The sequence below is a fragment of the Antribacter sp. NEAU-D49 genome (genome assembly GCF_057158775.1).
This window is the reverse complement of the sequence record NZ_JBXTSN010000010.1, coordinates 40,525-67,249: the sequence shown is the minus strand read 5'-3', so window position 1 is coordinate 67,249 and position 26,725 is coordinate 40,525. Positions and strand designations below refer to the sequence as shown.

Below are 26,725 nucleotides of genomic sequence, written 5' to 3'. Positions count from 1 at the left end.
GTTCGTCCCGCCGCGCGATCAGCCCTCGGCGATCACGCCGATGACCGCGCGGAGACGCTCTCCCGCCTCGTCCGCGACCGCGGACAGCGCCGAGTTGCCGGTGACACCGACCATGATCTGCGGGTCCAGGACCTCGACGGTCGTCGTGCCGTCGCCCTCGTCCCGCACGACCACGTTGCACGGCAGCAGCAGTCCTATGGACTCCTCGGCTTGGAGCGCGCGGTACGCAAGGGGCGGATTGCAGGCTCCGAGGATGACGTGGGGCCTGATGGCGACGTCGAGCTTCTTCCGCATGGTCGCCGCCATGTCGATCTCGGTCAGGACGCCGAACCCTTGCTCGGCGAGCGCCTCGCGGACCGCTTGGACGGTGTCCTCGAAGGGCCGGTGGACACGGGTGGTGATGCCGTAGCTCATCGTGTGCTCCTCACAGTGGTGCTGGGCTCTTGCGGTATCTCGTGGTCGTCGCGCGCTGGTGCAGGCGTCGCTCGGACGGCGTCACGCCAGGTGAGGTAGCCGCCGTCCAGGTTGCGCACGTCGTAGCCCAGCTGGGTGAGCAGCCGGGCGGCGGTGTGCCCGCGCTGCCCGACCTGGCAGTGCACGACCACGGGCACCCCGGTCGGGATCTCGGCGTGCGCGCGGGCACGGAGCTCGTCGAGCGGGATGTTGCGCGCCTGGCGGCGTGCGCCGCCGATCGTGGTCTCGATGGTGCCGCGCGCGCGCTCGGCAGCGGTCCGGACGTCCACGAGCGTTGCGCCGCGGCTGACGAGCTCGTCGAGCTCGTGCCACTGGAGGCTGCGGGTCTCACCGGTGCGGAGGTTGTCCGCGACGTAGCCGAGCATGTTGACCGGGTCCTTGGCGGACCCGTAGGCGGGCGCGTAGGCGAGCTCGAGGTCCGCGAGGTCGGACGCGGTCAGCCCTCCGGCGATGGCTGTGGCCAGCACGTCGATGCGCTTGTCGACGCCGTCGCGGCCGACCGCCTGGGCACCGAGGATCTGGTCGGTGTCCGGGTCGACGAGGAGCTTGAGCGCCAGCGGGACGGCGCCCGGGTAGTAGCCGGCGTGCTGGCTCGGGTGGGTGTGGATCGCACGGTAGGGGCGGCCCTCGGCCCGCAGCCGCTTCTCGTTGCGTCCCACCGCGGCGGCCGTCAGGTCGAACACGCCCACCACGGCGGTGCCGATCGACGGTCGCATGCCGGTCCGGCCGAGGATCACGTCCGCGACGTGCCGACCGTGCCGGTTGGCGAGGTTCGCGAGCGGGATGAGCGCGAACGGCTCCGGCTCTCCCTCCACCGCGAACGCGTCACGCTTCACCCCGGCGTCACCGACCGCGAAGACGTCCGGCACCGAGGTGCGCAGGTCCTCGTCGACCAGGATGCCGCCGCGCGGGCCCAGGGCGGCGCCGGCCAGGGTCGCCAGCTCCGTGTCGGGCCGGACACCGACCGCGGCCACGACCAGGTCCGCGGACACCTTGCCGACGTCGGTCCCAGCGGTGTCCGCAAGGACCGCTGTGTCGGGCGTGAGCGCGGAGACCTGCGTGGACGTGCGGACATCGACGCCGTGCGCCTCGAGCTCGTCGCGGACGCGCACGGCCAGTTCCGGGTCCAGCGGTGGGAGCACCTGGTCACCGAGCTCCACGAGGGTGACGGTCAGACCGCGGCGGACGAGGTTCTCCACGACCTCCAGGCCGACGAAGCCGCCACCGATGACCACGGCCGTGCGCACGCCGTCCACCACGTCGACAAGCCGGTCGGCGTCGGCGACGTCACGCAGCACGAGCGCACGTTCGATGCCGGGAACCGGCGGCACGACCGGTCGGGCACCAGGGCTCAGCACGAGGTGGTCGTAGGCCTCGACGTACTCGTCACCCGTTCCGGCGTCGCGCACGGTCACGGTGTGCGCCGCGGCGTCGACACCTGTCACCTGGCTGCGGATGCGCACGTCGAGGCGGAACCGCGCCGCGAGTGACTCCGGCGTCTGCAGCAGCAGCGCCTCGCGGTCCTGGATGACTCCGCCCGCGTAGTACGGCAGCCCGCAGTTGGCGTACGAGACGTGGTCACCGGCCTCCAGGACGACGATCTCCGCGTCCTCGGCCAGGCGGCGCAGCCGGGTGGCCGCCGACATGCCCGCGGCGACTCCCCCGACGATGACGATCTTCATGTGGTCCTCCTTGGCTTTGACACGAATAATACCCCAGGGGGTATTATTCCGAGCAACCGAGCGAGGGAGACACCGTGTGCAGGGCTGTGACATGCAAGACGTGCGGCAGGACGACGTGGGCCGGCTGCGGTCAGCACGTCGACCAGGTGATGGCCGGCGTGCCGCGCCGTGACCAGTGCCAGGGACACGCCGAGGAGTCTGCAAAGGGCTCGTTCCTGTCCCGGATCTTCGGACGCTGAGAGGGCCGCTCGTGGAACTCGATCCGAACGAGATGCGAAAGGTCTCCAACCGGCTCAAGCGCGCCCAGGGCCAGCTCGCCGCCGTGGTGCGCATGGTGGACGACGGCGCGGACTGCGCGGATGTCGTGACGCAGCTGTCCGCCGTCTCGAAGGCGCTCGACCGCGCGGGCTTCGCCGTCATCTCCTCGGGGCTGAAGCAGTGCCTCGCCGACGAGGAAAACGGCACGGCCGACCTGCAGAAGCTCGAGAAGCTCTTCCTGTCCCTCGCGTAGGCGTCACCCGACACGCCTAAGCAACCGCACGGGGGTGCCGCGTCCGCCAGAGCAGCTTGCGGAGCTCGTCGAACCAGAGCACGGACGAGGCCATGGCGACCGCGACGCCCCAGTGCGCCAGGTCGAGCCCCGCGGTGCCGAACGCGACCTGGAGGAACGGCACCTGCACGACCGCGACCTGGAGCGCCACGCCCAGCCCGATCGCACCCCAGAGCCAGCGGCCCGCGAACATCCGGTGGAACGCGCTCGTGGTCTCCGACCGGGAGTTGAGCACGTTGAACAGTTGAGCCAGGACGAGGGTGGTGAACCCGGCGGTGCGGGCGACGGTGAGGTCGTCGCTGCCCTCGACCAGGCCGCCCGGCAGGAAGATGTCGATGGTCGCCAGGGTGGCCACGCCCATGACGAGCCCGATGCTCAGGACGCCGGTCCACATGCGTGCATCGATGATGCGCTCGTGCGCTCCGCGCGGGGGCCGGGCCATGACATCGTCCGTCTCGGGATCCACGCCCATGGCAAGGGCCGGCCCGGAGTCCGTGACGAGGTTGATCCACAGGATCTGAGTGGCGAGCAGGGGGACGACGACGGCCTCGCCGCCGGCGGCTCCGTCCAGCCCGACGACCCCGGCGAGCACGACCCCGAGCAGCACCGTGGCGACCTCGCCCATGTTGGACGACAGCAGGTAGCGCAGGAACTTCTTGATGTTGTCGAAGATGATCCGGCCCTGGCGCACGGCGGCCACGATGGTGGCGAAGTTGTCGTCACCGAGGATCATCTTGGCCGACTCCTTGGTCACCTCCGTGCCGGTGACGCCCATGGCCACGCCGATGTCGGCGGTCTTCAGGGCGGGGGCGTCGTTCACGCCGTCGCCGGTCATGGCGACCACGTGCCCGTCGGCCTGGAGCGCGTCGACGATCTGCAGCTTGTTCTGCGGTGCCACGCGCGCGTACACGGAGACGGTGCGCGCCGTCTCGCGCAGGCCCGCGGCGTCGAGGCCGTCCAGCTCGACGCCGGTCACGGCCCGGGCCCCGGGTTCCACGATGCCCAGGTCGCCCGCGATCCGGAGGGCGGTGATCGGGTGGTCGCCGGTGATCATCATGACGCGGATGCCCGCCCGGTGGGCCTCCGCCACCGCCGCGGTGACCTCGGGCCGTGGCGGGTCGATGATGCCCACCACCCCGAGGTACACCAGGCCGGACTCGTGCTCCTCCAGCCCCTCGGGCCCGATGCCCTCGTCGACCCGCCGGTAGGCGACACCGAGGGTCCGGTACGCCTGCCGGGAGAGCCGTTCGACGGCGGCGAGCGCGGCGGCCCGGCGCTCGTCGTCGAGCGGCACCGTCTCCTCACCGACCTGGACGTCGGTACAGCGCGTCAGGAGCACGTCGGGCGCCCCCTTGGTGACCAGCGCCCAGGCGCCGTCGCCCGGCGGGTCCACCAGCGCGGACATCAGCTTGCGCTCGGACGTGAACGGGACCTCGCCGCGCCGCTCGAAGCCGGCCACCCGGTCGACGGTGCCGCTGAGCTTGTGCGCCGCGACGAGGAACGCGGCCTCGGTCGGGTCGCCCTGCACCGTCCACTCGCCGTCGTGCTCGACGAGCTGGGCGTCGTTGGCCAGCGAGCCGCCGCCCAGCACCATGGTCACCTCCCGCACGAGCACCTCGTCGATGAGCTCCCCGGCGGCGGCGTCGTCGTCCGGGCCGGTCCACACCTCGCCGTCGGGCCGGTAGCCGACGCCGGTGAGCGTGACCTCGCCGGAGGCCGTGACGACCCGCTGGATCGTCATCTCGTTCTTGGTCAGGGTGCCGGTCTTGTCCGACGCGATCACCGACGCCGAACCGAGCGTCTCCGCGGAGTGCAGCTTCTTGACCACGGCGTTCCGGCGCGCCATGGTCTGCACCCCGACGGCCAGGACGACCGACAGGATGGCGGGCAGCCCCTCGGGGACGGCGGCCACGGCGAGCGAGACGCCGAGCAGCAGGACGGTGACGAGGTCGGCCGCCGAGCGCACGTCGTTGACCAGGACCGCGAGGACCATCACGACGACGGCGATGCCGATCACCGTGAGGCCCAGCACCTTGCCGACGCGCGAGATCTCCCGCTGCAGCGGGGTGACCTCCTCCTCGGTGGCGTCGAGGAGCTGCGCGATGGCACCCATCTGCGTGCCCATGCCGGTGGCCACCACGACGGCCCTGCCGACGCCCTGGGCGACCGCGGTGCCCTTGTAGACCATGTCGAACCGGTCGCCCAGCGGCGCGGGGGCCGCGAGGGCCGCGGCGTCCTTGAGGACCGCCTCGCTCTCACCGGTCAGCGACGACTCCTGGACACGCAGCGCGGTCGCGCTCAGCAGACGCGCGTCGGCGCCGACGGCGTCGCCCTCGGTCAGCACGAGCACGTCCCCGCGCACCAGCTCGGCGGACCGCACGGTGACCCGACGGCCGTCCCGGAGCACGGTGGACATCGCCTCCGTCATGGACCGGAGTGCCGCGACGGCGTTCTCGGCCTTGCTCTCCTGGACGAGCCCGAGCACGGCGTTGAGCAGGATGATCGCCGCGATCACGACGGCGTCCACGGGCACACCGTCGGCACCCTCGACCCACCAGACGGTGACCGAGATGGCCACGGCGACCAGCAGCAGGGCCACCAACGGGTCGCGGAACTGCTCGAGGACCTTGCGCCAGAGCGGCACGGCTGGCTTGGACCGCAGCTCGTTCGGGCCGTCGGCCGCCAGACGGCGGGCGGCCGCGGCGTCGTCCATCCCGACGGCGGGATCGACGCCGAGCTCGCGAGCGACGTCGGCCGCCTCCCGCACCGACGGGTCGGACGGATCGGAGGCCGTCGACGAGACGGACGACGGGCGGCTGGGTCGGGACGAGGTACCTGAGGTCACGGGTGCAGCCGGACCGGGCGGTGCTCGATCTGCGCGATGTCGTCCGACGTCGCCCGCAGCAGCCGGTCTGCCAGGTCCCGCAAGGCACGCGCGGCGGCCAGCTCCTCGCCGATCTCGCGGACCTGGGGGTCGTCCGGGTTGCGCCGGGCGCGTCCATGGCCTTCGAGCGACGTCCCGCTCGACGTGGTCAGCACGGCGTGCGCGGCGGTGAGAGTGCCGTCCCGCTCGATGTCGTCCGCGTCGAACAGGCGGATGGTGACTTTCCAGGTGTGGGTCATGGCGGTGCTCCTGTCGATCGGTTCCCCTCCCGTTGCGGAAGGACGAGCGTGCTCCCCAGCGTTTCGCGCGGGCGGGCACGCACACCAGGGACCAATGACCCGAGGCATCGGGACCGACGGCACAGGACGATGCCGGAACCGGCTGCCTAGCGTGAAAGACGCCCGGTGAGCTGCCGGGATCGGCACGACGCACGACACGGAGGAACCATCATGCGCACCATCGTCGTCACCGGCTCGGCCTCAGGAATCGGCCGCGCGACCCTGCGGCTGCTCGAACAGCGCGGCGACCGGGCCATCGGCGTGGACCTCCACGACGCCGAGATCGAGGCTGACCTCCGCACCCGGGACGGCCGGGCCACGATGGTGGAGGAGCTACGGGCACGCCGGGACCACATCGACGGCATCGTCGCCAACGCCGGGGTGGCACACCAGACCCCGGACGACGTCGCGGTCAACTTCTTCGGCACGGTCGCGACGCTGGAGGGGCTGCAGCCCTTGCTCGCCGGCTCGCGAGCCCCTCGCGCGGTCGCCACGGCATCGATGGCCAGCCTCATGCCGTCGGATGCGGAGCTGGTGGACCTGTGCCTGGCCGGCGACGAAGCCGGCGCGATGGAGCGCGCCGTCAAGCTCGTCGAGGCGCGGCAGAACGACCTGATCTATGCCAGCAGCAAGGTGGCCCTGTGCCGGTGGCTGCGCCGCGCGGCTCCCGGGAAGGAGTGGGCGGGTGCAGGGATCCCGCTCAATGCCATCGCGCCGGGAGTCGTCGAGACTCCCATGGTCGCGAACATGATCGGTACGGAGATCCAGCGCGCGGCCATGTCCGCCCTGGTACCCATGCCGCTGAACGGCTTCATGCGGCCCGAGGTCCCGGCGCACCTCCTGACCTGGCTCGTCAGCGAGAAGAACTCGCACCTGTGCGGCCAGGTCATCTTCGTCGACGGCGGGTCCGACGCCGTCATCCGCGGCGACTCCACCTGGTAGACGCCGCCCAGGGCCATCGGCCCGTCCCGGCGCGGGACCAAGGTCCTACCGACAGGAGCCAGGTGGCCCTGCACCCGTCCACATCGTTCGCGGGACCGTGGTAACAGGCAGCCGGAACCGTTCCGGCGCATCCCCAGGAGGAACATCATGAGCTCCATCAGCCACTCCGCACCGGCGGCGCACGGGCCGGTCGCGCGTGAGCGTGCCGCCTCGGCCGCCACCACCGTCACGAGCACGGCGGTCGCCCGGTACAGCTTCGCGGGCGTCCGGCTGCTCCTCGCCGTCGAGCTCCTCTGGGCGTTCGGCGACAAGCTCTTCGGCTGGGGCCTCGGCACCCCCACCGAGCGCGCCTGGATCAACGGCGGCTCCCCGACCGAGGGCTACCTCGGCGGCGTCGAGGGTCCGTTCGCCGGATTCTTCGGCTCCCTGGCCGGCAACGCCGTCATCGACTGGCTGTTCATGCTCGGCCTGCTCGGCATCGGCCTCGCCCTCGCGCTCGGCATCGGGATGCGGATCGCGGCCGGCGCCGGTGCGCTGCTCATGCTCCTGATGTGGATGGCCTCGCTGCCGCTGGAGAACAACCCCTTCGTGGACTACCACCTGGTCGACGCGGTCCTGCTGATCGGGCTCGCCGCCTTCCTGGCCGGTGACACGATCGGCCTCGGCAAGCAGTGGGCCCGGCTGCCGCTGGTCAAGCGGTTCCCCGTCCTGCGATGAGCTCCGGCCCCGCGGTGCCCGTCCCGGTAGTGACCGGGACGGGCACCACAGCTACGGTGGGACCCATGGACCGGGACGTACGCGTGTTCCTCGTGGACGACCACGAGGTGGTCCGCCGCGGCGTCGCCGACCTGCTGGAGTCAGAGCCCGGCGTGCGCGTCATCGGTGAAGCGGGTACCGCCCGCGAGGCGCTCGCCCGCGTCCCCGCCCTCGCCCCCGACGTCGTGGTGCTGGACGTCCGGCTGCCCGACGGTGACGGCGTCACCGTCTGCCGCGACCTGCGCTCCCGCATGCCGGACCTCGCGTGCCTCATGCTCACCTCGTTCTCCGACGACGAGGCCCTCTACGACGCGATCCTCGCCGGAGCCGCCGGCTACGTCCTCAAACAGGTCCGCGGGACCGACCTCGTCCAGGCGGTGCTGACCGTCGCCTCGGGCGGGTCCATGCTCGACCCGCGCGCCGCGGCCCGTGTCATGGAACGCATCCGCGAGGGCGCCCACCACGAGCCCGACCCGCTCTCCGGCCTGACCGACCAGGAGCGCCGCATCCTCGGCCTGATCGGGCACGGCCTGACCAACCGGCAGATCGGCGCCGAGCTGTTCCTCGCCGAGAAGACCGTCAAGAACTACGTCTCCAGCATCTTCGCCAAGCTCGGCCTCGAACGGCGGGCACAGGCCGCCGTCCTCGCCGACCGCCTCGAACAGGACGAACGCCGGCCACACTGAGACGGACAGCCCCTGATCGGACAACTCTGAGCGCTGCCGGAGAAGACGCTCGAGTCATGCCTCCAGGGAATCGTCGGTGGGCATCGGCACCCGCCACACCAGACGTGTCCCAGCCCGGTCAGCGCTCGGGTCCACGGGCTCGATGAGGAGTGACCCGCCGAGCTCGTCCGCACGCTGCGCCAGGTTGCGCAGCCCGCTGTGTGCGGCCGACGGCGGGACACCCGTGCCGTCGTCGCTCACGACGAGCACGAGGTCATCGGCCACACCCAGCCGCACGTCTGCCCGGGACGCCGACGCGTGCCGGGCGACGTTCGACAGCGCCTCGCGCACGACCGCGACGATGTGGTGGGCGACGTCCGGGGGTACCAGGGTGTCCACCGCGCCCTCGAAGCGCAGCCGCGGCGCGAACCCGAGCGAGACTGCGGCGACGTCGACCTCGGTGATGACGCGTGAGCGCAGACCGACCCGGCGAGCGTCGGCACCACCGGACCGTTCACCTGGCTGCAACCGGTAGATCGTGGTCCGCACCAGGGCGATCGTCTCGTCGACCTCCTCGACCGCCGTCGTCAGCTGCGCGGCCACCTCCGGCGGCGCGGTACGCGCCACTCGCTGCAGCGAGAGCCCGGTCGCGTACAGCCGTTGGATCGCCAGGTCGTGCAGATCCCGTGCGATCCGCTCGCGATCACGGAGCAGGACGAGCCGTTCGGCGTCAGCACGTCCCTCGGCGAGCTCCAGCGCGACGGCGGCCTGCGCGGCGAAGGCGCTCAGTGCCTCCACCACCACGGACGAGAACGGCTGGCTGCCCCGCACGCGTGCCGCGGCCAGGACACCACGGACGCGCCCCTGCTCGCCGAGCGGCCATACGGCCAACGGGCCGAGCTCGACCGGCAGGTCCAGCGCGAACTCGGCGCGTTCGTCCTTCGTGGCGTCGTCGGTGACCATCGGCACCCCGGTGCGGAACGTGAGCGCGGCGAACGTCCCGTCGGCCGACAGGACCGAACCCACCCGGTCCTCCGCCCCCAGCCCGGACGCCGTCTGCAGCAGCAGGCGACCGGTGTCCGGATCCGGCACGGAGACGGCCGTGAGGTCTGCGTTGGCCACCTCACGTGCCTGGCTGCCGATGAGCGCCAGGACCTCGTCGGGCGACGATCCGGCCAGGACCTGGCGTGAGATCCGGTCGTTGGCGCGCGCCCAGCGCTCGCGCAGCTGCGCGACGTCGTACAGACGCGCGTTCTCGATGGCCACGCTCGCAGCCGAGGCGAGCGCTTCCAGCACCCGCTCGTCCTCGGCCGTGAAGTCTCCCCCGTCGCGCTTGTCCGTGAGGTAGAGGTTGCCGAACGGCGCACTGTGCACCCGCAGCGGCATCCCGGCGAAGGTGTGCATCGGTGGGTGGTGCGCGGGGAAACCGACCGAGACGGGATGGGCGGACAGGTCGTGCAGGCGCAGCGGCACGGGGTGGCGGATCAGCTCGCCCAGCACGCCGTGCCCCGTGGGGTAGGGACCGATCGCGGCGATCTGCTCGTCGGTCAGGCCGACGGTCAGGAACCGGGCGATCCGGCCGTCGTCGCCCAGCACGCCCAACGCACCGTACCGGGCATCGACGAGCTCGATCGCGGTCTCGACGATGTGGTGCAGCACCGTCTCCAGATCCAGGCCACGGCTGACCGTGACGACCGCTTCCAGCAGCAGGTCGGTGCGGTCGCGTGGGGTGTCGGCCGAGCCCATGTGTGCCTCCCGGGGCCACCGTAGCGCGCGCGGACCGGGGCAAGCCGGTTGGGACCTTGGTCCTGCTCCCGCGGGTCCCCGGTCTCTGCCGGACGAGATCGGCCGCCTGGTGTCCTGGGAGAGACGAAGGAGGACGATCATGAGCATCACCTGGTACGACGGCATTGTCGTCGGGGTCGACGGGTCGGCCGAGAGCCTGGCCGCCCTGGCCTGGGCAGCCCGCGCCGCCGATCTGCACGAGGCCCGCCTGACGGTCGTGGCGACCTATGGCGTGCCGATCACCCAGGACCCGGGCATCGGCGGTCTGATCGGCGAGATGCGCGATCAGGCCTACAGGGCCGCTGAGGCGGCACACACCTGGCTCACGGAGCATCGCCCGGGCGAGCAGGACGTCGAGGTGGTGTCCGGCGACGCGGCCTACGAGCTGAGCCGGCGGTCCAGGACCTGCGGTCTGGTCGTGGTCGGACGCCGTGGCCTCGGGAAGTTCGACCGCATGGTGCTCGGCTCGACCTCCTCCGCACTGGCGGCGACCGCTCCAGGAGCCGTCGCCGTGATCCCGGCCGGCTCGACCGCCGGAGACCCGAGGCGGATCCGGGTGGGCGTGGACCGCGACGACGAGCCAGACGTGCTGGGCGCCGCGTTCGCCGAGGCTGCCGTACGTGACTGCACCCTGGAGGTGCTGCACGTGACGGACACAGACGCGATCTCCGCGGCTCTCCCGGAGACGGACCCCGTCGCCGCTTCGTGGCGCGAGGCGGCCAAGGCCGACCTGGCCGACCGGGTGGCGCGGTGGTCGGAGAAGTACCGGCAGGTCGCCTGCACGATCGTGATGCGTCGCGGCGACCCCGCCTCCGTGCTGCTGTACGGGCTCACCCCGGACGATCTGGTCATCGTGGGCGGGCGTCGGCACCAGCCGCTGATCGGCCGGATGCTGCGCAGCGTGGCTGACGCCGTGCTCCGGTCGGCACCGTGCCCGGTCGTGGTCGTGCACGCCCACCACGACGCGCACCGATGATCCCCGACGAACATGAGGAGAGGATCCCCATGAACCAGACGGGGCAGCAACCCGTAGTGGTCGGCGTGGACGGCTCGGCCTCGGCCACGCAGGCAGTGCTCTGGGCGGCCAAGGAAGCTGACCGCCGTCGCGCTCCATTGGTGCTGGTCCACGTGTGGACGCCGATCCCCGTCGCACCTCTGCACGTGGGATCGCTCGTCCCGTATCACGACGCGCTCGTGGAGCAGGGTGGCCAGTGGCTCAGGGAGGCTTCCGCGGCGGCGCGGGAAGTGGCGCCCGGCGTCGTCACCAGCACCCAGCTGGTCAGTGGATCGGCGGCCGGCCAGCTGATCGCGAGCTCGGCCTCGGCCGGACTGGTGGTGCTCGGCTCACGTGGTCTCGGCGGGTTCGCCGGGCTCGTCGTCGGATCGATCGCCGTGGCGGTCGCCACCCACGGGCACTGCCCCGTCGTGGTCGTACGAGGAGCCGATCCGGATACCGCGCCCCGGCAGGACGGGCCGGTAGTGGTCGGTGTGGACGGATCGCCGAACAGCCGAGCCGCGCTCGACTTCGCGTTCGAGGCGGCAGCCCTCCGCGGTGCACCCCTGACAGCCGTGCACGCGTGGAGCGACCTGCCTGTCGTGACCGTCTGGGAACTGACGACGGACTGGCACCTGGTCCAGCAGAACGAGTCGGAAACGTTGAGTCAGTGGCTCGCCGAGGGCCGCGCACACCACCCGGACGTTCCCGTCGAAGAGGTGGTGGTCCGCGACGGCCCGGCCCACGTGCTTCTTGAGCACGCCAGGACCGCCCAGCTGGTCGTGGTCGGATCGCGCGGACGCGGTGGATTCCGTGGGCTCCTGCTGGGATCGACCAGCCAGGCCATGATCCAGCACGCCGCCTGCCCGGTGGCCGTCGTCCCACCGTCGCGAGCGCTGTGAGCTGGGCATCGACGTCGGTGTTCTCGGAGGAGTCGGTTCACGATCACCTAGCGGTTTTAGCAAGTGCTAAAGTCACGGGGTGGATACGCAGCCGCTGTATGCGATCAAGGCAGAGCTGTTCAAGGCCCTGGCCCATCCGGTCCGCATCCGGCTGCTGGAGGTGATCGCGGCCGACCCGGACCTGGCCGCCCCGGTCTCTCGCCTGCTGGACGTGACAGGTGCTGAACCCTCTGCGCTCTCCCAGCACCTGGCGGTCCTCAAACGCGCGGGAGTCGTGGACTCGACCCGCACGGGCAATGCCGTGCTGTACCGGCTGACCGAGCCCTTGGTCGCAGACCTGCTCGTCGTCGCCCGCGCCTTCTTGCTGCGTCGCCTGGCCGGCCACGACACGGATGCCGACCGGCTCGCGGCCGCGCAACATCTGCCGACACTGCCCGGCGCAAGCGCCCGGGCCGTGCTCGAAGCCGCCCTGGCCAAGAGCCCCACGGCCGAGAGGACGGCGAAGCCGTGACGGTCCGCGACGTGCTGTTCCGGCTGGACGTGCGCGACCTGCTGCCTCGGCGTGACGACTACGACCCGCGCCCCCGGGCGATCGGGGCCGACCTGCTCGCCGGGTTGACCGTCGGCGTAGTCGCACTGCCACTGGCCCTGGCGTTCGGTGTCAGCTCCGGTGTCGGGCCGGCCGCAGGGCTGGTGACCGCTGTCATCGCGGGCGTGGTCGCGGCCGTGTTCGGCGGTTCTCGGTTCCAGGTCTCCGGCCCGACCGGCGCGATGGCCGTCGTCCTGGCGCCCGTCGTGGCCGCGTACGGGCTGCCCTCTGTCGCCCTGGTCACGATGCTCGGCGGGCTGATCGTCCTGGCTGCCGGGTTACTGCGGCTCGGTCGGGTGGTCACCTTCATCCCGTGGCCGGTGGTAGAGGGGTTCACCCTCGGGATCGCCGCAATCATCTTCCTGCAACAGGTCCCCGCCGCCATCGGGCAGGCCGCCACCGTCGGTGGCAACACCCTGGTGACAGCAGCCCGCGCAGTCGCCGACGCCGCCGGAGCCCTCGATGCGCTTGCCCTGGACGCGACCACGTTGTGGTCGCTCGCGACGGTGGCGCTGGTCGCCGCACTCATGCTCGCCCTTCCCCGGCTGCATGCCGCGATCCCCGCCTCGCTGGTCGCTGTCGTGGCCGCCACAGTGCTCGCCGAGGTCACCAGGACGCCGGTCGCCCGCATCGGGGCCCTGCCCGACGCGCTCCCGGTCCCGGCAGTGCCCGGCGTCAGCGCGACCGGGCTGGGCGACCTGCTGGGCGCGGCCGTCGCGATCGCGGCACTGGCCGCCATCGAGTCCCTGCTGTCCGCCCGGGTCGCCGCGTCGATGGTGCCCGGAGGCTCCGTCTACCACCCGGACCGGGAGCTGGTGGGTCAGGGCCTGGCCTCACTCGCCTCCGGCCTGTTCGGCGGCATGCCGGCCACCGGCGCCATCGCGCGCACCGCCGTCAACGTGCGTTCCGGAGCCCGTACCCGCCTGGCCGCGGTCATCCACGCGCTGGTCATCCTCGCCGTGATCTACCTCGCCACCGGGCCCGTCAGCCGCATCCCGCTGGCAGCGCTGGCCGGTGTGCTCATGGTGACCGCGTTCCGCATGATCGGCGCGAGCACGATCCGCGCGGTCGTGCGCTCCACGCGCTCAGACGCCGCCACGTTCATGGTCACGGCCGCCATCACTGTCGCGTTCGACCTCATCGAGGCAGTCCAGATCGGGCTGGTCGTCGCCGCGTTCTTCGCGCTGCGGCGCCTGGCCCACGCCTCGTCCGTGCACCGCGAGCCGCTGCCCGGCGTCGCACACGAGGGTGACGAGCACATCGCGCTCTTCCGGCTGGACGGCGCCATGTTCTTCGGAGCCTCGGACAGGATCCTCACGGAGGTCACCGATACCTCGGTACGGGAGAACGTCCTGGTCGTCATCCTGCGCCTGTCCCAGCTTGGCATGGTCGATGCCACCGGAGCGCGGGCGCTGGCAAAGCTTGTCGCCGCCCTCGAGCAGCGCGGCATCACGGTCCTGGTCAAGGGCGTGCAGCCCCGGCACCGCAAGCTGATGACCACCGTCGGGGTGCTGGACGAGCTCCGCCACGAGAGCCACCTGTTCCTCACGCTGGACGACGCCGTCGCCCATGCCCGCTCCCACGCACGACGCGCGGACGAAGGCACCGACGTCCCGCAACCGGACAGACCACACTGACGCGGCGCGGGTCCGCACCCCGACCGCCGCCTTGGTTCGTCCGGACCCGCCGTTACCTGTCGAGACGTAGGTCGCCGACCACCTCTACGACGCGGGCTCGCTGATTCTCGCCCAGGCCAGCCAACCGTTGAAGCAGGACGTCCGCAGTCGATGCCGGTGCCGTTCTTTGTTGCATTCTGTAGCTGATCCCCGTGGAGACGTTCCATGGAAGCGACGCGGCTACGACCGTGGGCTTGGCAGGTCGCAGGCGGTGTGGCAACGATGGCCGCTGGGTCCTTTGCGTTGGTCCTGCTTGCGTTGGTCGCGGCCTGCATCTCGCCGGCAATACCGTTGCACTGGAACAACTGGTTCGAGGGGCCGTTCCGCTTGCGCCTTGGTCGGTGCGAGCCATCGGCCTCCTTGCGTGGAGCGGGCCTCCACGCGCGCTCAAGAGACTGAGTGGTCTGAGATCGCCCTCACGACGGGACTGTGACACTGGGAGCGGCCCGCGCGGAAACGAACAGCAACCCATCGGCACGGCCGGGTGATGTTGCTTTGGGGCCGCGAGCGGATCGCACTGGATCAGCGATGCCCGATCTTGGCAAGACTAGATCGAACCGTTCAGATCGGGATGACCGCTTGAACGGGTACACCGATCTCCTGGGCGATTGGCGTATAGATGTCGATGCCGGTTCCCCGAGTACGTAGCGAGACCACGAGCCCGTAGCGTACGGGCACGTCAAGGCGGTCTCTGAGATTCTGGTATTTCCACCAGCCGCCCACGGGATAGACGGCGAGCGCGTCGCTTCGGGCGAGCTCACGTGCGGTACCCACCCAGATATCTTGATGCAGCGACCCATGATGGCGATTGGTGCTGCCAACAATCCACTGATCGCGGCCGGTGCTCCGTCCCGGGCGGCCTGTCTCGTCGTCGAGAGCAGCGGTGTTCATCCGGTCCAGGAAATCCCTGCGGCTTTCCGTTGGCGCCTGGAGGTCGAACCGGAGACCGTGCGACTGATAGGAGAACTTGTGACGCCAGCCCCGACGGGATGCTGACGGCTCGATGTAGTAGGAGAGCGTCACTCGCAGTTCGACCTCTTCATCTCCTAGTTCGTCGAGTGCCTCCATCGGCCACGGGAGTGAGTGCATGCGAAAGGTTCGCATCGCGTATTTGGAGTCGAAGGGCTTGAACTCGTCTTGCGTCACCAAGGTCACCGCTTGGCGAGTCGAGGAGATGACGTTCTCGATCGTCGGCACGCCCCACCCATAGCGTCGCAGCGTGGCCAGCTTCGCCTTCGTACGGCCGTCCTGGGGAACGATCGCTGAGCGCATCGCGGGAGTCCAGTCGGCTGCGTGAACGATAAGAGCCCGGATTGTCTCTGGCCAGTATTCGGGGTACCGCGCCATTGCGAGAGCGCACAGGCGAGCAGCTTGAGCAGTCGCCGCACTGGTCGCGTGGGCGCGCCCCAGGCTCTGATCACTCCGAGCATCCGTTGTCAGGAGAGATAGCATTGGGTGGTTGCTCGCGAAATTCCCATCGCTTAGAGCGTTACCTCCCTCCATGCAAATATCGGGCTTGTTGGGCCATTTAGATGGGAACATCACAGCCGTGCGGCTATACGGAGAGAGTTCGCCGGCCGCCGCCACCGGCTCGAAGCCCGCAAACTGCGGATCGCTGGGCACATCCTGCAGCTCGGTGTAGGCCGCAACAGTGAGCGCGTTCCACGCCTGGGCAGGATCTTCGATCGGTGACGTGTCCGACTCATCGAGGTGATTCGTGACAGCCGCCGCAATGTTCCCCGCAGCGATCACAAAGAGTCGCCTCGCTGAACTGTCGGGACGCGAAATCAAGCGGATATCACCGCCGTCCCGAACGACGTCGGTTCCTACAGCAAGCGCGTCTACAGTCGCAGACCAGAGTGTTGGCTCACCTGATGAATCTGGCGGTGTCGAGACTGGCATGCAGAAGACACGTGGCCTGTTCGCCGCGATCTCCGGTGCCAACGCAGCAGCTGCAGTCACCGATCCGTAATCGAGCGGATTGTGAGCACGTTCGCCAGGCCCAGGGAGGATTCGGACAGACTCCAGCCGATGCTCCAGGCGTATCTGGGCAGATGAGAGCAGGGGAACGTCGAGCGGGCCGTGTAGTGCCAGTCCAGCCATCATCGTGCCGTGACCATGGACGTCTGCCCCCGATACGCCCACTACGTCGTGGAGATCTCCAGGCGCCAGCGAGTCCCTCAGCAGCAAGTGTTCTCGCAAGACGCCGCTATCAAGATGGCAGACCGCAGGAGCGTGCTCTGGAGCCGGCTGAAGCCGTTGTGCCAGATCATGGACGTACTCGGCCTGTTCACTGTCGGACAGGTCATCGATCGCTTCGACGAACGAAGGACGACGAATCTCGGTCACGGGAGCTTTGGTGAACGGCAGCGCCTCCATATCGGGGAGTCGAGCCTCGATCCAGACCACGATGCGCCCGCTGACCTGAAGGGAGCGCTCTAGCAATCGCAGTCGTCGCACGGCGGCGAAATCTTGCACCTCAGCCAGTGCGTCTTCTGTATCGCGTAGCCACACCTCCCACCAATGAGTGCCGGACCGGGGAAGGTCGTCCTCCGACTGCCACAGATCTTCGAGTACTGTGTCGCGAACTCGGCCGATGTTTGCAACCAGGCCCTGATTCTTTGGTTTTCCGCCCTTGGTGTCCTCGTTCAGGTAATCCTCGAACAGTTCGAGGAACTCGGAGCGAGCGTTGTCGGAGACCCACACGACAGCGCGTTCCGGACCCTCGTTGGTTCCTGGGTGTGCGGTCGCCATGAACCACTTGCGGTCGATCGCCGACGACTTAGGTGCCTTGCGCTCCAGCCTCTCAATCGCCAGGAGATGCTGCGCCTCCGCGCCTTCTACGGTCACGAAGACGCCGTGAGCACGGAGGGCAGGTTCGATCGCCTGTCTCCTGTCGTCGGCGACGGCAAGCGCGGAATGGGACTGTCCGACGAGGGTAGAACCATGTGCACGCCGGTCAACGTTTCGTGTTCCACCATCACGGGCGTTGGACTTGCGCGAGTATGGCTTGTCCTCGGCTCGACCAGCGATCCAGATATGCGGGAGCCTCTCGCCCGTGTCAGGCAATGCTTGCTGCCCGTCTCACGTCCAGTGAATGTGCCAGGTCACCGGCCGTTACCTGGGTGTCACCGCGCATCAGGGCCGTCTTTGCGGCCGACTCAGCAGCTTTGACAAGGTCCGCATGGCTCAGTCCGACCGCGCTCGACCGCAGTTCTTCCCAGTCGATCGCGGGCATCAAGGCCCCCAACCGTTGCCGGACAACCGCGAGAGCCTGATCCGGTTCCGGCAACTTGTACGAAAGGACGGCGTCGAATCGGCGAAATAGCGCACGGTCGAGCAACCCGCGGTGGTTGGTCGCGGCGACCACGATGCTGTCAGGGTCAGCGTCTTCAAGGAAGACGAGGAAGGAGTTCAGGATCCTCCGGGCCTCCCCGACATCGTTGGACGATCGATCTGCACCCAGCGCATCAAACTCGTCGAAGAGATACACCCCGCGCCTCTCGGCGACGCTCTCGAAGACGGCTCTCAGTTTCACAGCCGTCTCACCCATGTATTTGCTCATGAGCGCATCGAGCCGGACCACGAGGAGCGGCATCGACAGTTCGTGCGCGATGACCGAAGCGGTCATCGTTTTTCCCGTCCCGGGCGGCCCCTCGAACAGCAAACGGTGCGCCGGGACAAACCCGTGCTCACGCAGCCGTTGCCCTTGCCTGTGCTCAGCAAGAACCCGAGCCACTTGCTGTGCTAGCGGCGTCGGCAGGACGATGTCGCGCAACGAGACTTCCGGATGGAGTGCGATGACAAGGTCGTCCAGGTCGCGTCGCGGCCTGACTAGCTGAGTAACTGTGCCGACCGGCTTGGTCTTGCGTGACGCGTCGACGGCTCGTTTGATCTCGGCCGCTGCTTGGTGATGGCCTTGTCGTGCTTCTCGTGCCGCGACCTGGAGCGCGACCGAATAGAAGGCGGCGTCGTCGCCGCCCGCATGTGAGCGGACGAGCGCCGAAATGTGCTCGCTCGTGCCAGCCATCGCCCCTCCTTCGCGCGCACGGTACAGGTCACGGCCATCGTAGGCTCAAGAGTGCGGTCGAAGCGGGTGATTCGAGGGCGATCCGCACCACAGGTGGCGGATCCGACTCCAGATCGAATGCCGCCACCGAACTCAGGCATCAGTGCGTGCGCATGTGTCCGGAGCTTCTGACGCTCGCTCCCTGCCTCGGTGTCTGGGGTTCTGAAGGCAGCTCGCGCTGATGTCTCGCAACAAGTCGAATACCGCCCGATCGAGGTTCAGCAACGTCCTGCACGGCTACCGTTCCCTCCCCCCACTGGAGCACCACTTCTACCAGTCACGGCTGATTACACGCTCACGTTCCCGCTCGGCGTGGTCACGGCGAGCGTATTCGTCGACGTCGCGGCGGATCTGGGCGGCGCGGGCTCGCGCGTCGTCCAGGACCACCGGGACACGCTCCATCGGACGCAGCCCTGAACGACCGAACTGTCGTATCCCGGGTTCCTGGTTGGTCGTGATGGCTTCTAGGGCACGAGCGGCAGCTGTGTATGCCTCGCCGCGCTCCCTTTCTGACACCCGCTGTCCGAGCGGGTTGGTGGGATCGGTGACCTGGTAGCGGTCTCGGAATGCCACCACCTGCCGCATCGCCGCGCGCCATGACTCCCGTGCAGGACCGTCCGGGGGTGGAGGGTCGATGCTCTCCATCCACAGCTGCGGGTTGATCACCGCATCGTCGACCAGGGCGTCCAGGCGGGTGGCGATCAGGTCGGCGTGCCGCGCGAGCCATCCCCGCACCAGCCAATCGGTCACTGGTCGATCCCCCCGGACTGGTGCCGAGCCGAGCTCGGCGGCGCGATCGGCCCCGGTGCCGGCGTCGGTCTGGGCCTGGTTGGTGATGCGGTCGGCGAGGTGGTCGGTCATGACCTTGCGGACCGAGCCGACATCGAGCTGCTCAGGGTTCTCGGCGCCTGGTGTGTGGCCGACGGTCCGGGCGACGTGCTCGATCAGGGGCCACCACTGGTCCAGCTCGACGCGCCCGTAGAGATGGTCGACCAGCGCACGCAGCATCGGGATCTGCCGCTCGAAGTGGTCCAGACCCCGGATGGTCTGCAGGTTGGGTTCCATCGCGAACCACGCCAACGGAACGGTCTCTGCCAGCGCGCCCGCCAGGGCATCGGGATCGTTGGTCGCAGTCTGGGCGGGATCAGTTGGCAGGTCCAGTGCTTGGGCGTGGGCGGCTTCCTCGGGGGTGAGCATGGCCCAGACCCGGGCGGCGGCAGTGCGCCCGGCGGTGTCGGGGTCCAGGGCGACGATCAGGTCAGTGAGATTCCGGCCGGTCGCGTCCCGCAGGGCTTGCAGCTGCTGTGTGGTGATGCCGGTACCGCCCGCGGCGACCGGCACGATCTGGACCCCGGTCTGCTCCGCGAGACGGGAAGCGGCCAGGTGCAGGGCGGCGTGGTCGGTCGGACCCTCGACCAGGACCGGTCGCGCCCCCGCCGCGAGACGCATGACAGCGTCGGGGTCCAGGCCGTAGACAAGCTCGCCCTTGCGGTACGCCGCTGTCTCGGGAGTGTTCAGGTACTTCGGGGCACGCCCATCGCCCGTCTCCGCCTCGGCGGGGTTGATGCGCCCGGTGACGCCGACGACCTGCCCGGTCTGATCGCGGTAGGGGAACACGATCCGGTTGCGGAACTTGTCGATGATCCGCCCTGTCTTAGTGCGGGTCGCGACTCCTGCGATGACGAGCTGGTCGGCCGTGTACCCCAGGGACTGCAGATGGTCAGTCAGGCTGGTCCACGTGCCGGGAGCAACACCCCACTCCGCGTCAGTCAGACCGCGGCGGGACATATATCGGGTCGCCCAGTGCTGGGTGGCCTTCTGCTGAGTCCACCAGATCCAGGCGCGGCCGGTGATCTCGACCACCGGGTCCCGCTCCCCCACGTCAGCGGCCATGGGCTCCTGGGCGTCACCGACCCCGCTCGCTTCGCGATCCGTGCCGGCCGGGACGCTCTGTGCATGCGTGGCGCCGCTGTCGATCCCGGCCTCGCGGGACGATGCGTCATGCGACGGCGTGGTCGCGACCGGGGCGCCAGGGCCGTCCGCGCCAACCGTCGGCGCGGCAGTGGCCCAGAGAATCTTGTCCGTGATGTCGGGCGCGGTCGTGACCCAGGCCGGCAGGCCCCGCTCGTCGTTGTCATGGGTTCGGGGCAGGCCGATGCGGTGGTGCAGGACCTTCGCGATCGACCGGGCGTCCCCGAACCCTGTCCCGGCTGCGCGCCGGACCACGGCCGCGGGGTCGGCACCCGCGGCCTCATGCATGGACAGCCGCTTGGCCAACACCGGCCAGACCTCGTCGGCCAATACCCGGTCCGAGACCCGCTCAGGAAGCACCGACCGCACAGCCTCGGCAAGACGCCCGCTACGGTCCGGCTCGAGGAACGTCATGTACGCGTCCTCGTACTCCGGGACCAGGCGCGCCAGCGAATGCGCGTAGTCCCACTCCTCCTCGATCACCCGCGAGGCGGACTTCTCCTCGCCATCCCGGTCCAGCACCCCCTTGAGCGCGTTCAGCACCGCCCGCTCCAGGTCCGGCTGCCGGTGCGGGTCCAGGTCCAGAACGTCGTCGGTCTCGACGTACACCCGGTTCGAGACCCGGCCGCGGGTGATCGCGGTGTAGAGCTCGTTACGGGTCATCCCCACCCCGACCATCGCGTGCGAGGTGTCCACGGTCATGCCCTGCACACGGTGGATCGTCGCCGCGTACCCCAGCTCGACATGCGCCGCGACGTAGTCGCCCGGAAGCGCCACCGTCGCCCCAGACTCCATGTGCCGGGCCTGCAAGACACCGTCCTCACCACGAGCGACGACGCGCCACAAGTCGCCGTTGCGGACCCAGTCCCGGCCCCAGTCGATGTGCCCGTCGTCGTGCTCAGCGCGCAGGTGGCGGTTGTTCAGCCGGGTCACGATCACGTCGCCGATCCCGGCCCGGTTCTCGTCGTGCAGGGTCACGCCGTCGTCTTCGACCTCGCCGCGCGTGACGCGGTGCAACCGAGCCCTAGCCGAGAGCTCGGTGACCAGGGTGTTGGTCGCGGCGATCATGACCGTCCCCAGGCCCTGGTCGGAGTCGGTCTGCCAGTTCGCGAACATCTCCTCCGCCATCTGCGCCGCCGACCCACCCTGGGTGCGGTGATGGGTGATGTAGAAGTCCAGACCCCGGTGGTCACCGTCACGGATCTGGAGGGAGGCGTCTGCTTCGCCTCTGGTGTCGAAGCGGTGGATCTGCGTCAGCTCGACCGCACCCGCCTGCTGCGCAATCAGGCGCAGCGCACCGCCAGCGGCGACAGCGCCGAGCTGGGCCGGGTCCCCCAGCAGCCGAACGCTCCCCCCGGCGGCATGGGTGATGGCCAGGACGTCGGCCAGGGCTAGGGTGCCGGCGAGACTCGCCTCGTCCACCAGCACCACCGTCCCCGGCTCAACCGTGAGGCGTTCCCGGAGCCGTTCCCCGCCAGCGCCTTGGTTGGCCAGGAGGAACATGTCCAGGGTCTCTGCGGCGATTCCTTCGCCGAGGTCGGCGCCGAGGACTTCCGCGGCGGCGGCCGACGGGGCGAGCGCGATGAGCTTGCCACCCGACTCCAGGACGGCGCCCGCGAAGGCGCGCATGGCGGTGGTCTTCCCGGTCCCGGCCGGGCCGATCCCTGCAGCCAGAACCGTGCACGTCGCGAAGTGCGCCACCAGGTCCCGCTGCCCACGGTTCAGCACCTGGCCCTTGTCCACCCGAACCTGCTCGATCGCGCCCTCCACCACGGCTGGGTCGGTGACCAGGCCACCGGGTGTGCGGGCGGCGGTCAGGAGCTGGTCTTCGGCTTCCAGGACGGCCAGGGACGTGTACCGGGTCGAGCCGTGCACGAAGTACACGCTCTCGCCGTCCTTGCGGCGCATGACGTCCGGCGGCTCGTTCAGGTCCGGGGGCGTGATCACGAGACTGTCGGCTTCGGCGTGCCCGGCGATTGTTGCGGCCAGGGCGAGCAGGTCAGTTCCCTTCGGGGCGTGCTCCCTGGCGAGGCGCGTGGCCTCGGCCTGCAAGTGGTAGGTCGTCCATGTCGCCCGCCTCCCCGCCACATTCGTCAGACAGGCATGCACCAGGTCGCCTCCGGCCAGTACCTGCGCGGCCAGGTCCGCGAGCACGGTCTGGCGGCCGGTAGTTGTCCTCCGCCGCAGCGGCCGGAAGACCTGAGCGTGCGGCGACGCCGCTGCGAGACGCTCGACCGCGTCCCTCACGTCCTGCATCGCCCACCGAGCGATCCCACGCCCAGTTAGGTCCTGCGCGACAGCCCGCCGCAGGTCACTCGGCTCGTTGACCACGACCTGTCCGGTGCTCGGGTGGGGGTTGAGTGCGCGCGCGAGCATCCGTGTCACCGCCTCCAGGTCGCCCAAGACCGCGGCTGCCATCTGCGCCCACTGTGGGAGCCGATGGCTCAGCCCGACGGGAGAGCCCTTGCCCTGCCGGGTGTCCAGGTTGGCCTGCTGCGTCAAGCTGTAGGCGGCCTTCGTGCCCGGCTCGTGCCCGTACTTCGCGCGGTAGGCGGCTCGGAGGTTCTCATAGGACTCCACGATCACGGCCCGTCGCCGGGAGAACGCGTCGCGGAGAGATTTCGGGATACCGACAATCTCGCGCACGCCTTGCTTGCCCCGGCCCCGGGACTCGGTGTGGAACGCGACCCCGAGACGCTCGACCAGGAGCTGTTCGATCCGGGTGTTGTACCGCTCCGACGCCGCGACCTTCAGCCCCAGCAGCACCCGACCGTCCAGGGAACGCCAGATCCCGTCCACGCCGAGAACCTTGGTGGAGACCGCGACGTGGGTGTGCAGATTCGGGTCACCCGCCCGGGAGTCCAGATGGTCGAACGCCACGGCGGTCAGGCCGTGGGTGTCGATCTGCCTCACCCCACCCGCGCCGCCACGCGTGAGCGCTCCCTCGGTCTCGATCCACGCCAGCGTGTCCCGCCAGGCCTGGGTATGCGCATTCGTGATCGCCTCACGCGTGGCCGCGTCACCCAGACCCCACAACACGCTGATCGACTTCGACGGCGTGAACACCAGGTCATACCCCGCCACCGCCTTGCGGGGCTGCTGCCCGCGCTTGGCCAACCACGTGGCGACGTCCTGGTCCGAGAGCTCGCCCGAGGCGCCCTTGTCGGTGTGCTCCCGCTGAGCGAGAGCGCGGGCGACGTTCCAGCGGATCAGGTCCCGCTCGATCCCCGCCTCTGGCGGACGATCGTTCTCGGCAGCGAACACGGCGAAAGCGGCCTCCAGCGCCTGCCGGTAGCCGTCGTCGGGCGGGGCCTTGAACTCCGGAAATGCTCGCCCCAGGCGGCCGGCGCGCTCCGCATCCTGCTTCGACAAGCCACGGGCCAGCGCCTCGACCTCGAGCCGGTCCGCGTCGGGGTGCCGGCCCTGCCCGAACAACGACTTCATCTGCTTCTCGAGCACCTGACCCGAGACCCCGAGCTGCTCCAGCCCCGACCCGACCCACTGCCCAGGCGGGTTGCCGTGCTGCATGTAGTAGTCCGTCAACGACATCCCGCGACCGCGTGGCACGTCCCCGCTGGCGACCTGCTGGTTCAGGTACGTGTAGCCGCTACCAGCGCTAAGCACATGGGCCGTCATCACGTCCCCCACCCCTCCCGGTCACGGCTGGGAGCGGGTCAACTCGGGTTGGCACAGGACCGCTCACAGCGCTGTGCATTAGGTGTGTTGCCCTTACCAGGGCGGTCCGCGGAACCTGCCGTCCTCTGCTCGCCTGCCCTAGCTACGCAGCCGCGTCCGTCGCGCCGCTGTGTCCGTCGCGCGTGCGTCGTCGCGTGCGTGTCCGTCGTCGCGTGCTCGTCGGCCGTGCGCACGTGCTGCCTGGCGGCGGAGGAAACGCGGGTGTGGGTCCCCGAGCATGCGAAGAGCCGCCCATACCCGAAGGGATGGGTGGCTCTTGGTGTCTGCCTGCCAGACACCGCCGGTCAGGTTCGCCCTGGGCCCGACCTAAACCGGTCGAGCCTGCGATCGAATGGCCGATGACGGCAGCGCCCGGACCGCAGTCAATGTGCGACACGAACGCCACAAAGGTGCAGCAGTGATGCTCTGGGATGCCTGTGTGCGGGGCGGTTGGATCGGAATCGGGCAGGCGTGGCGCCTGCTGGTCGTCGACATGGGAGGTACCTGATGGAGATGTTCGAGCTGCCGCGTAAGCCTGACCTGGGCTTCGAGACGCTGTTCTGTTCTCGGTCCGTGCGTTTCGTGCAGTCCCCCGAGGAAGCGCACGACTACAAGAAGGTCTCCGGGTCGTCCGACGGCGCGAAGACCTACGACACCACGGCCGTCTGACGAGAGGGGCCGAATCTCATGCTGCGGATGCGTATCGATACTCGTGCTGCCGGTCCCTTGATGTGGACCGGCACGAGCTACCAGAGCCAGGACGGAGCGACCCGGATCACTCCGGTCGTGAACCCCGCCGTCGAGCAGGTGGCCGTGACCGACCGGACCCGGACCCTGGTCGTGGTCCGCGAGAGGGCCTCCGGAACCAGGGCAACGTCGGCGGCCGTCGAGACCGTGACGCATGCGGTCTTCGAGCGCATCCGCAGCCTGGCCGTGCAGTGGCCCCTGGACTTCGTCGCGATCGAGCTGGCCGACGGCGAGCCGGTACGGGTAACGGCCGGGGCCGCTCGAGTCACGCCCTTGTATCTCGCCCATGACGCCCACGTCCTTGCCGGGTCGTGGGACATGGCCGACCTGGCCGGCTACGTGCGCGGGGTCAACGTCCGCGAGGCCGCACGGCTGCTGGTGTACCGGCCGCGCTACAGCACCGACACGTTCTTCGCTGGCATCTGGCACCTGACCGAGCGCGCCACCGCGTACTTCGCCGGCCACCTGGTGATCCGCTACCCGGAACCCGCGTTCCACCTCCGCCCCCGCGAACTATCCCAGGACGCAGCGGTGATCGACGCCTTCACCAGCACCATCGACGCCGTCCTGGACAAGCGCCCCCTCGACCCCGAGAGAACCTTGTTCCACCTCACCGGAGGCTTCGACTCCGGCACCATCGCGGCCCGCGCCGCCGCGCGCTGGCCCGGCCGCCTGACCACCGCGGCACTCCTGATCGGTGGCCCCGGCCGCGACTCGCAGATTCGACGTCGGACCGAGATGCGCACCGCCATGTCGTACGCCGAGACCGACATCCTGGTCGACGCGATGCAGCACCAGCCCCTGGCCGCCGACTGCCTGCGCACCCAGGGCGCGCGTATCAGCCCGGCCGAGGAACCCCTGCACCACCCGTTCACCCTCATGGCCCGCGCCACGGCCCAGTCCGGGGCGACCAGCGTCGTCACCGGCCTGGGCGGGGACGAGATGGTCGCCCTGTCCGTCGAGGAGTACCCCGACAAGAAGCTCCCACCCCTCGCCACGGCGGCGGATCTTCCGTGGATCGGAGTGCGAACCCGGGCTGCGCTGGAGTTCGCCGACGATGGCATCGCGCCACCGGCTCAGATCAACTCCATGACGCTCCTGTCCCTGGAGACCACCGCACCCGTCCTGCTCCGCGAAGGACTCTGGCCCGTCCACCCGTTCGCCGACCCGGACATGGTCGCGCTCGGCGAACAACTCCCCTACGACTGGCGGATGCTGAAGCAGCTCCAGCGCCAGCACCTGGCCTCGCACGGCATGTCCGGCGACGTCACCCACCCCACCGCGCGCGAGTCGTTCGCCGAGGTCGTCCAGCACGCTCTGACCACCCAAGGAGTCGCCTTGCTCAAGGAGATGCTCGACGAGGGATCACTCCTGTTCGAGGAGAAGTTCGTCGACCCCGACGGCATCACCTCTGCCGTGGACCGCCTCCAGTCCGGCACCTACGGTGAGGACCACGACGCCAAGCTCCTGGAAGTCCTCACTCTCCACCACGCAACCACTGCCTACTGCTGACCGCCCATGGCACTGCAAGGAGTCCCGACCGTGTTCACGATCCGACCCAGCACCACAGCCGACCGCCCAGGAGTGCGGGACCTCATCCTGGCCCGCTCGGACTGGCTCGAACAGCGAGGACTGGAGAGCTGGCGCGACGCTGGTGAGTCGGTCGCCAACCTGGCCGGCGAGGACGGAGGAGGGATGTGGGTCGTGCAGGCCGACCAGGAGATCATCGGGACGACCACCTTGCAGGACCAGGCTCCGCCGGAGTGGACAGCCGACGAGGCCGCACAACCAGCCCTATATCTGTTCACCACGGCGACCCACCCGGACTGGCGGGAGCACCGGGTCGGCACCCAGATCGCCTGGTGGGCCCTCGACCACGCCGCACGACGTGGCCTCGACTGGGTGCGCCGCGGGTGCTACTTCGACGGTCTGGCGAACCTCTACCGCGAGCAGGGCTACACCCTGGTGCGCACGACCCAACGTAAGACCCGCACCCTGCACATGTTCCAGCACCGCGCACAGTTACGCGGCGACGTCACCCTCACCGAGACCGCGAACGTGCCAGCAGCGAGCTGATCGCCGCCAC

General features: G+C 69.7%; 19 protein-coding genes. 11 read left to right on the top strand and 8 right to left on the bottom strand.

What is annotated here, in order from left to right:
- Positions 1-18: 18 nt before the first annotated feature.
- Positions 19-414, bottom strand: coding sequence for a DUF302 domain-containing protein (locus tag AC060K_RS09970; RefSeq protein ID WP_483765286.1), 396 nt, complete (start codon positions 412-414; stop codon positions 19-21).
- Positions 411-2,156 (bottom strand): FAD-dependent oxidoreductase, encoded by a 1,746-nt coding sequence (locus AC060K_RS09965; RefSeq protein WP_483765285.1) that lies wholly within the window; start codon positions 2,154-2,156, stop codon positions 411-413. The genes AC060K_RS09970 and AC060K_RS09965 overlap by 4 nt, the downstream gene beginning before the upstream one ends.
- Positions 2,157-2,406: 250 nt before the next feature.
- Between AC060K_RS09965 and AC060K_RS09960 the strand changes: the two genes are divergently transcribed.
- On the top strand, positions 2,407-2,667 hold the full coding sequence (locus AC060K_RS09960) for a metal-sensitive transcriptional regulator (RefSeq protein ID WP_483765284.1): 261 nt from the start codon (positions 2,407-2,409) through the stop codon (positions 2,665-2,667).
- A gap of 16 nt (positions 2,668-2,683) precedes the next feature.
- Here the strand turns inward: AC060K_RS09960 and AC060K_RS09955 are convergent, their stop codons facing one another.
- Positions 2,684-5,551: an HAD-IC family P-type ATPase gene (locus AC060K_RS09955; RefSeq protein WP_483765283.1), complete on the bottom strand. Its 2,868-nt coding sequence runs from the start codon at positions 5,549-5,551 to the stop codon at positions 2,684-2,686.
- Positions 5,548-5,829, bottom strand: a complete 282-nt coding sequence (locus AC060K_RS09950) for a dsRBD fold-containing protein (RefSeq protein ID WP_483765282.1) — start codon at positions 5,827-5,829, stop codon at positions 5,548-5,550. Before AC060K_RS09950 ends, AC060K_RS09955 begins: the two co-directional genes overlap by 4 nt.
- Positions 5,830-6,039: 210 nt before the next feature.
- Between AC060K_RS09950 and AC060K_RS09945 the strand changes: the two genes are divergently transcribed.
- The 3 genes from AC060K_RS09945 (at position 6,040) to AC060K_RS09935 (ending at position 8,252) form a co-directional block, all read left to right on the top strand.
- Positions 6,040-6,810, top strand: a complete 771-nt coding sequence (locus AC060K_RS09945; RefSeq protein WP_483765281.1) for an SDR family oxidoreductase — start codon at positions 6,040-6,042, stop codon at positions 6,808-6,810.
- 147 nt (positions 6,811-6,957) lie between these two features.
- A complete protein-coding gene (locus tag AC060K_RS09940; protein WP_483765280.1) occupies positions 6,958-7,527 on the top strand; it encodes a hypothetical protein in 570 nt (189 codons plus the stop codon).
- 65 nt (positions 7,528-7,592) lie between these two features.
- Complete coding sequence (locus AC060K_RS09935; protein WP_483765279.1) at positions 7,593-8,252, top strand: response regulator transcription factor; 660 nt, start codon at positions 7,593-7,595, stop codon at positions 8,250-8,252.
- Positions 8,253-8,306: 54 nt separating this feature from the next.
- Here the strand turns inward: AC060K_RS09935 and AC060K_RS09930 are convergent, their stop codons facing one another.
- A complete protein-coding gene (locus AC060K_RS09930) occupies positions 8,307-9,977 on the bottom strand; it encodes a sensor histidine kinase (RefSeq protein WP_483765278.1) in 1,671 nt (556 codons plus the stop codon).
- Positions 9,978-10,116: 139 nt separating this feature from the next.
- Between AC060K_RS09930 and AC060K_RS09925 the strand changes: the two genes are divergently transcribed.
- The 4 genes from AC060K_RS09925 (at position 10,117) to AC060K_RS09910 (ending at position 14,138) form a co-directional block, all read left to right on the top strand.
- Positions 10,117-10,992 (top strand): universal stress protein, encoded by an 876-nt coding sequence (locus AC060K_RS09925; RefSeq protein ID WP_483765277.1) that lies wholly within the window; start codon positions 10,117-10,119, stop codon positions 10,990-10,992.
- Between the two features lie 29 nt (positions 10,993-11,021).
- Complete coding sequence (locus AC060K_RS09920) at positions 11,022-11,912, top strand: universal stress protein (RefSeq protein ID WP_483765276.1); 891 nt, start codon at positions 11,022-11,024, stop codon at positions 11,910-11,912.
- Between the two features lie 79 nt (positions 11,913-11,991).
- Complete coding sequence (locus tag AC060K_RS09915; protein WP_483765275.1) at positions 11,992-12,423, top strand: ArsR/SmtB family transcription factor; 432 nt, start codon at positions 11,992-11,994, stop codon at positions 12,421-12,423.
- Positions 12,420-14,138 carry a SulP family inorganic anion transporter gene (locus AC060K_RS09910; protein WP_483765274.1) on the top strand — a complete coding sequence of 573 codons (1,719 nt, stop codon included), beginning with the start codon at positions 12,420-12,422 and terminating at the stop codon, positions 14,136-14,138. The genes AC060K_RS09915 and AC060K_RS09910 overlap by 4 nt, the downstream gene beginning before the upstream one ends.
- Positions 14,139-14,738: 600 nt before the next feature.
- Here the strand turns inward: AC060K_RS09910 and AC060K_RS09905 are convergent.
- The 3 genes from AC060K_RS09905 to mobF form a co-directional block, all read right to left on the bottom strand.
- Positions 14,739-17,027: a S8 family peptidase gene (locus AC060K_RS09905; protein WP_483765273.1), complete on the bottom strand. Its 2,289-nt coding sequence runs from the start codon at positions 17,025-17,027 to the stop codon at positions 14,739-14,741.
- 211 nt (positions 17,028-17,238) lie between these two features.
- Positions 17,239-18,207: an AAA family ATPase gene (locus tag AC060K_RS09900; RefSeq protein WP_483765272.1), complete on the bottom strand. Its 969-nt coding sequence runs from the start codon at positions 18,205-18,207 to the stop codon at positions 17,239-17,241.
- A gap of 309 nt (positions 18,208-18,516) precedes the next feature.
- Positions 18,517-23,853 (bottom strand): MobF family relaxase, encoded by a 5,337-nt coding sequence (gene mobF, locus AC060K_RS09895; RefSeq protein WP_483765330.1) that lies wholly within the window; start codon positions 23,851-23,853, stop codon positions 18,517-18,519.
- 546 nt (positions 23,854-24,399) lie between these two features.
- Here mobF and AC060K_RS09890 point away from each other — a divergent pair.
- Genes AC060K_RS09890 through AC060K_RS09880 form a run of 3 tightly spaced genes read left to right on the top strand, consistent with a single transcriptional unit; the run spans position 24,400 to position 26,715 of the window.
- Entirely contained in the window at positions 24,400-24,561 is a 162-nt protein-coding gene (locus AC060K_RS09890; RefSeq protein ID WP_182618014.1) for a hypothetical protein, read from the top strand.
- Positions 24,562-24,588: 27 nt separating this feature from the next.
- On the top strand, positions 24,589-26,151 hold the full coding sequence (locus tag AC060K_RS09885) for an asparagine synthase-related protein (protein WP_483765271.1): 1,563 nt from the start codon (positions 24,589-24,591) through the stop codon (positions 26,149-26,151).
- A 30-nt stretch (positions 26,152-26,181) separates the two neighbouring features.
- Complete coding sequence (locus tag AC060K_RS09880; RefSeq protein WP_483765270.1) at positions 26,182-26,715, top strand: GNAT family N-acetyltransferase; 534 nt, start codon at positions 26,182-26,184, stop codon at positions 26,713-26,715.
- Positions 26,716-26,725: the final 10 nt, after the last annotated feature.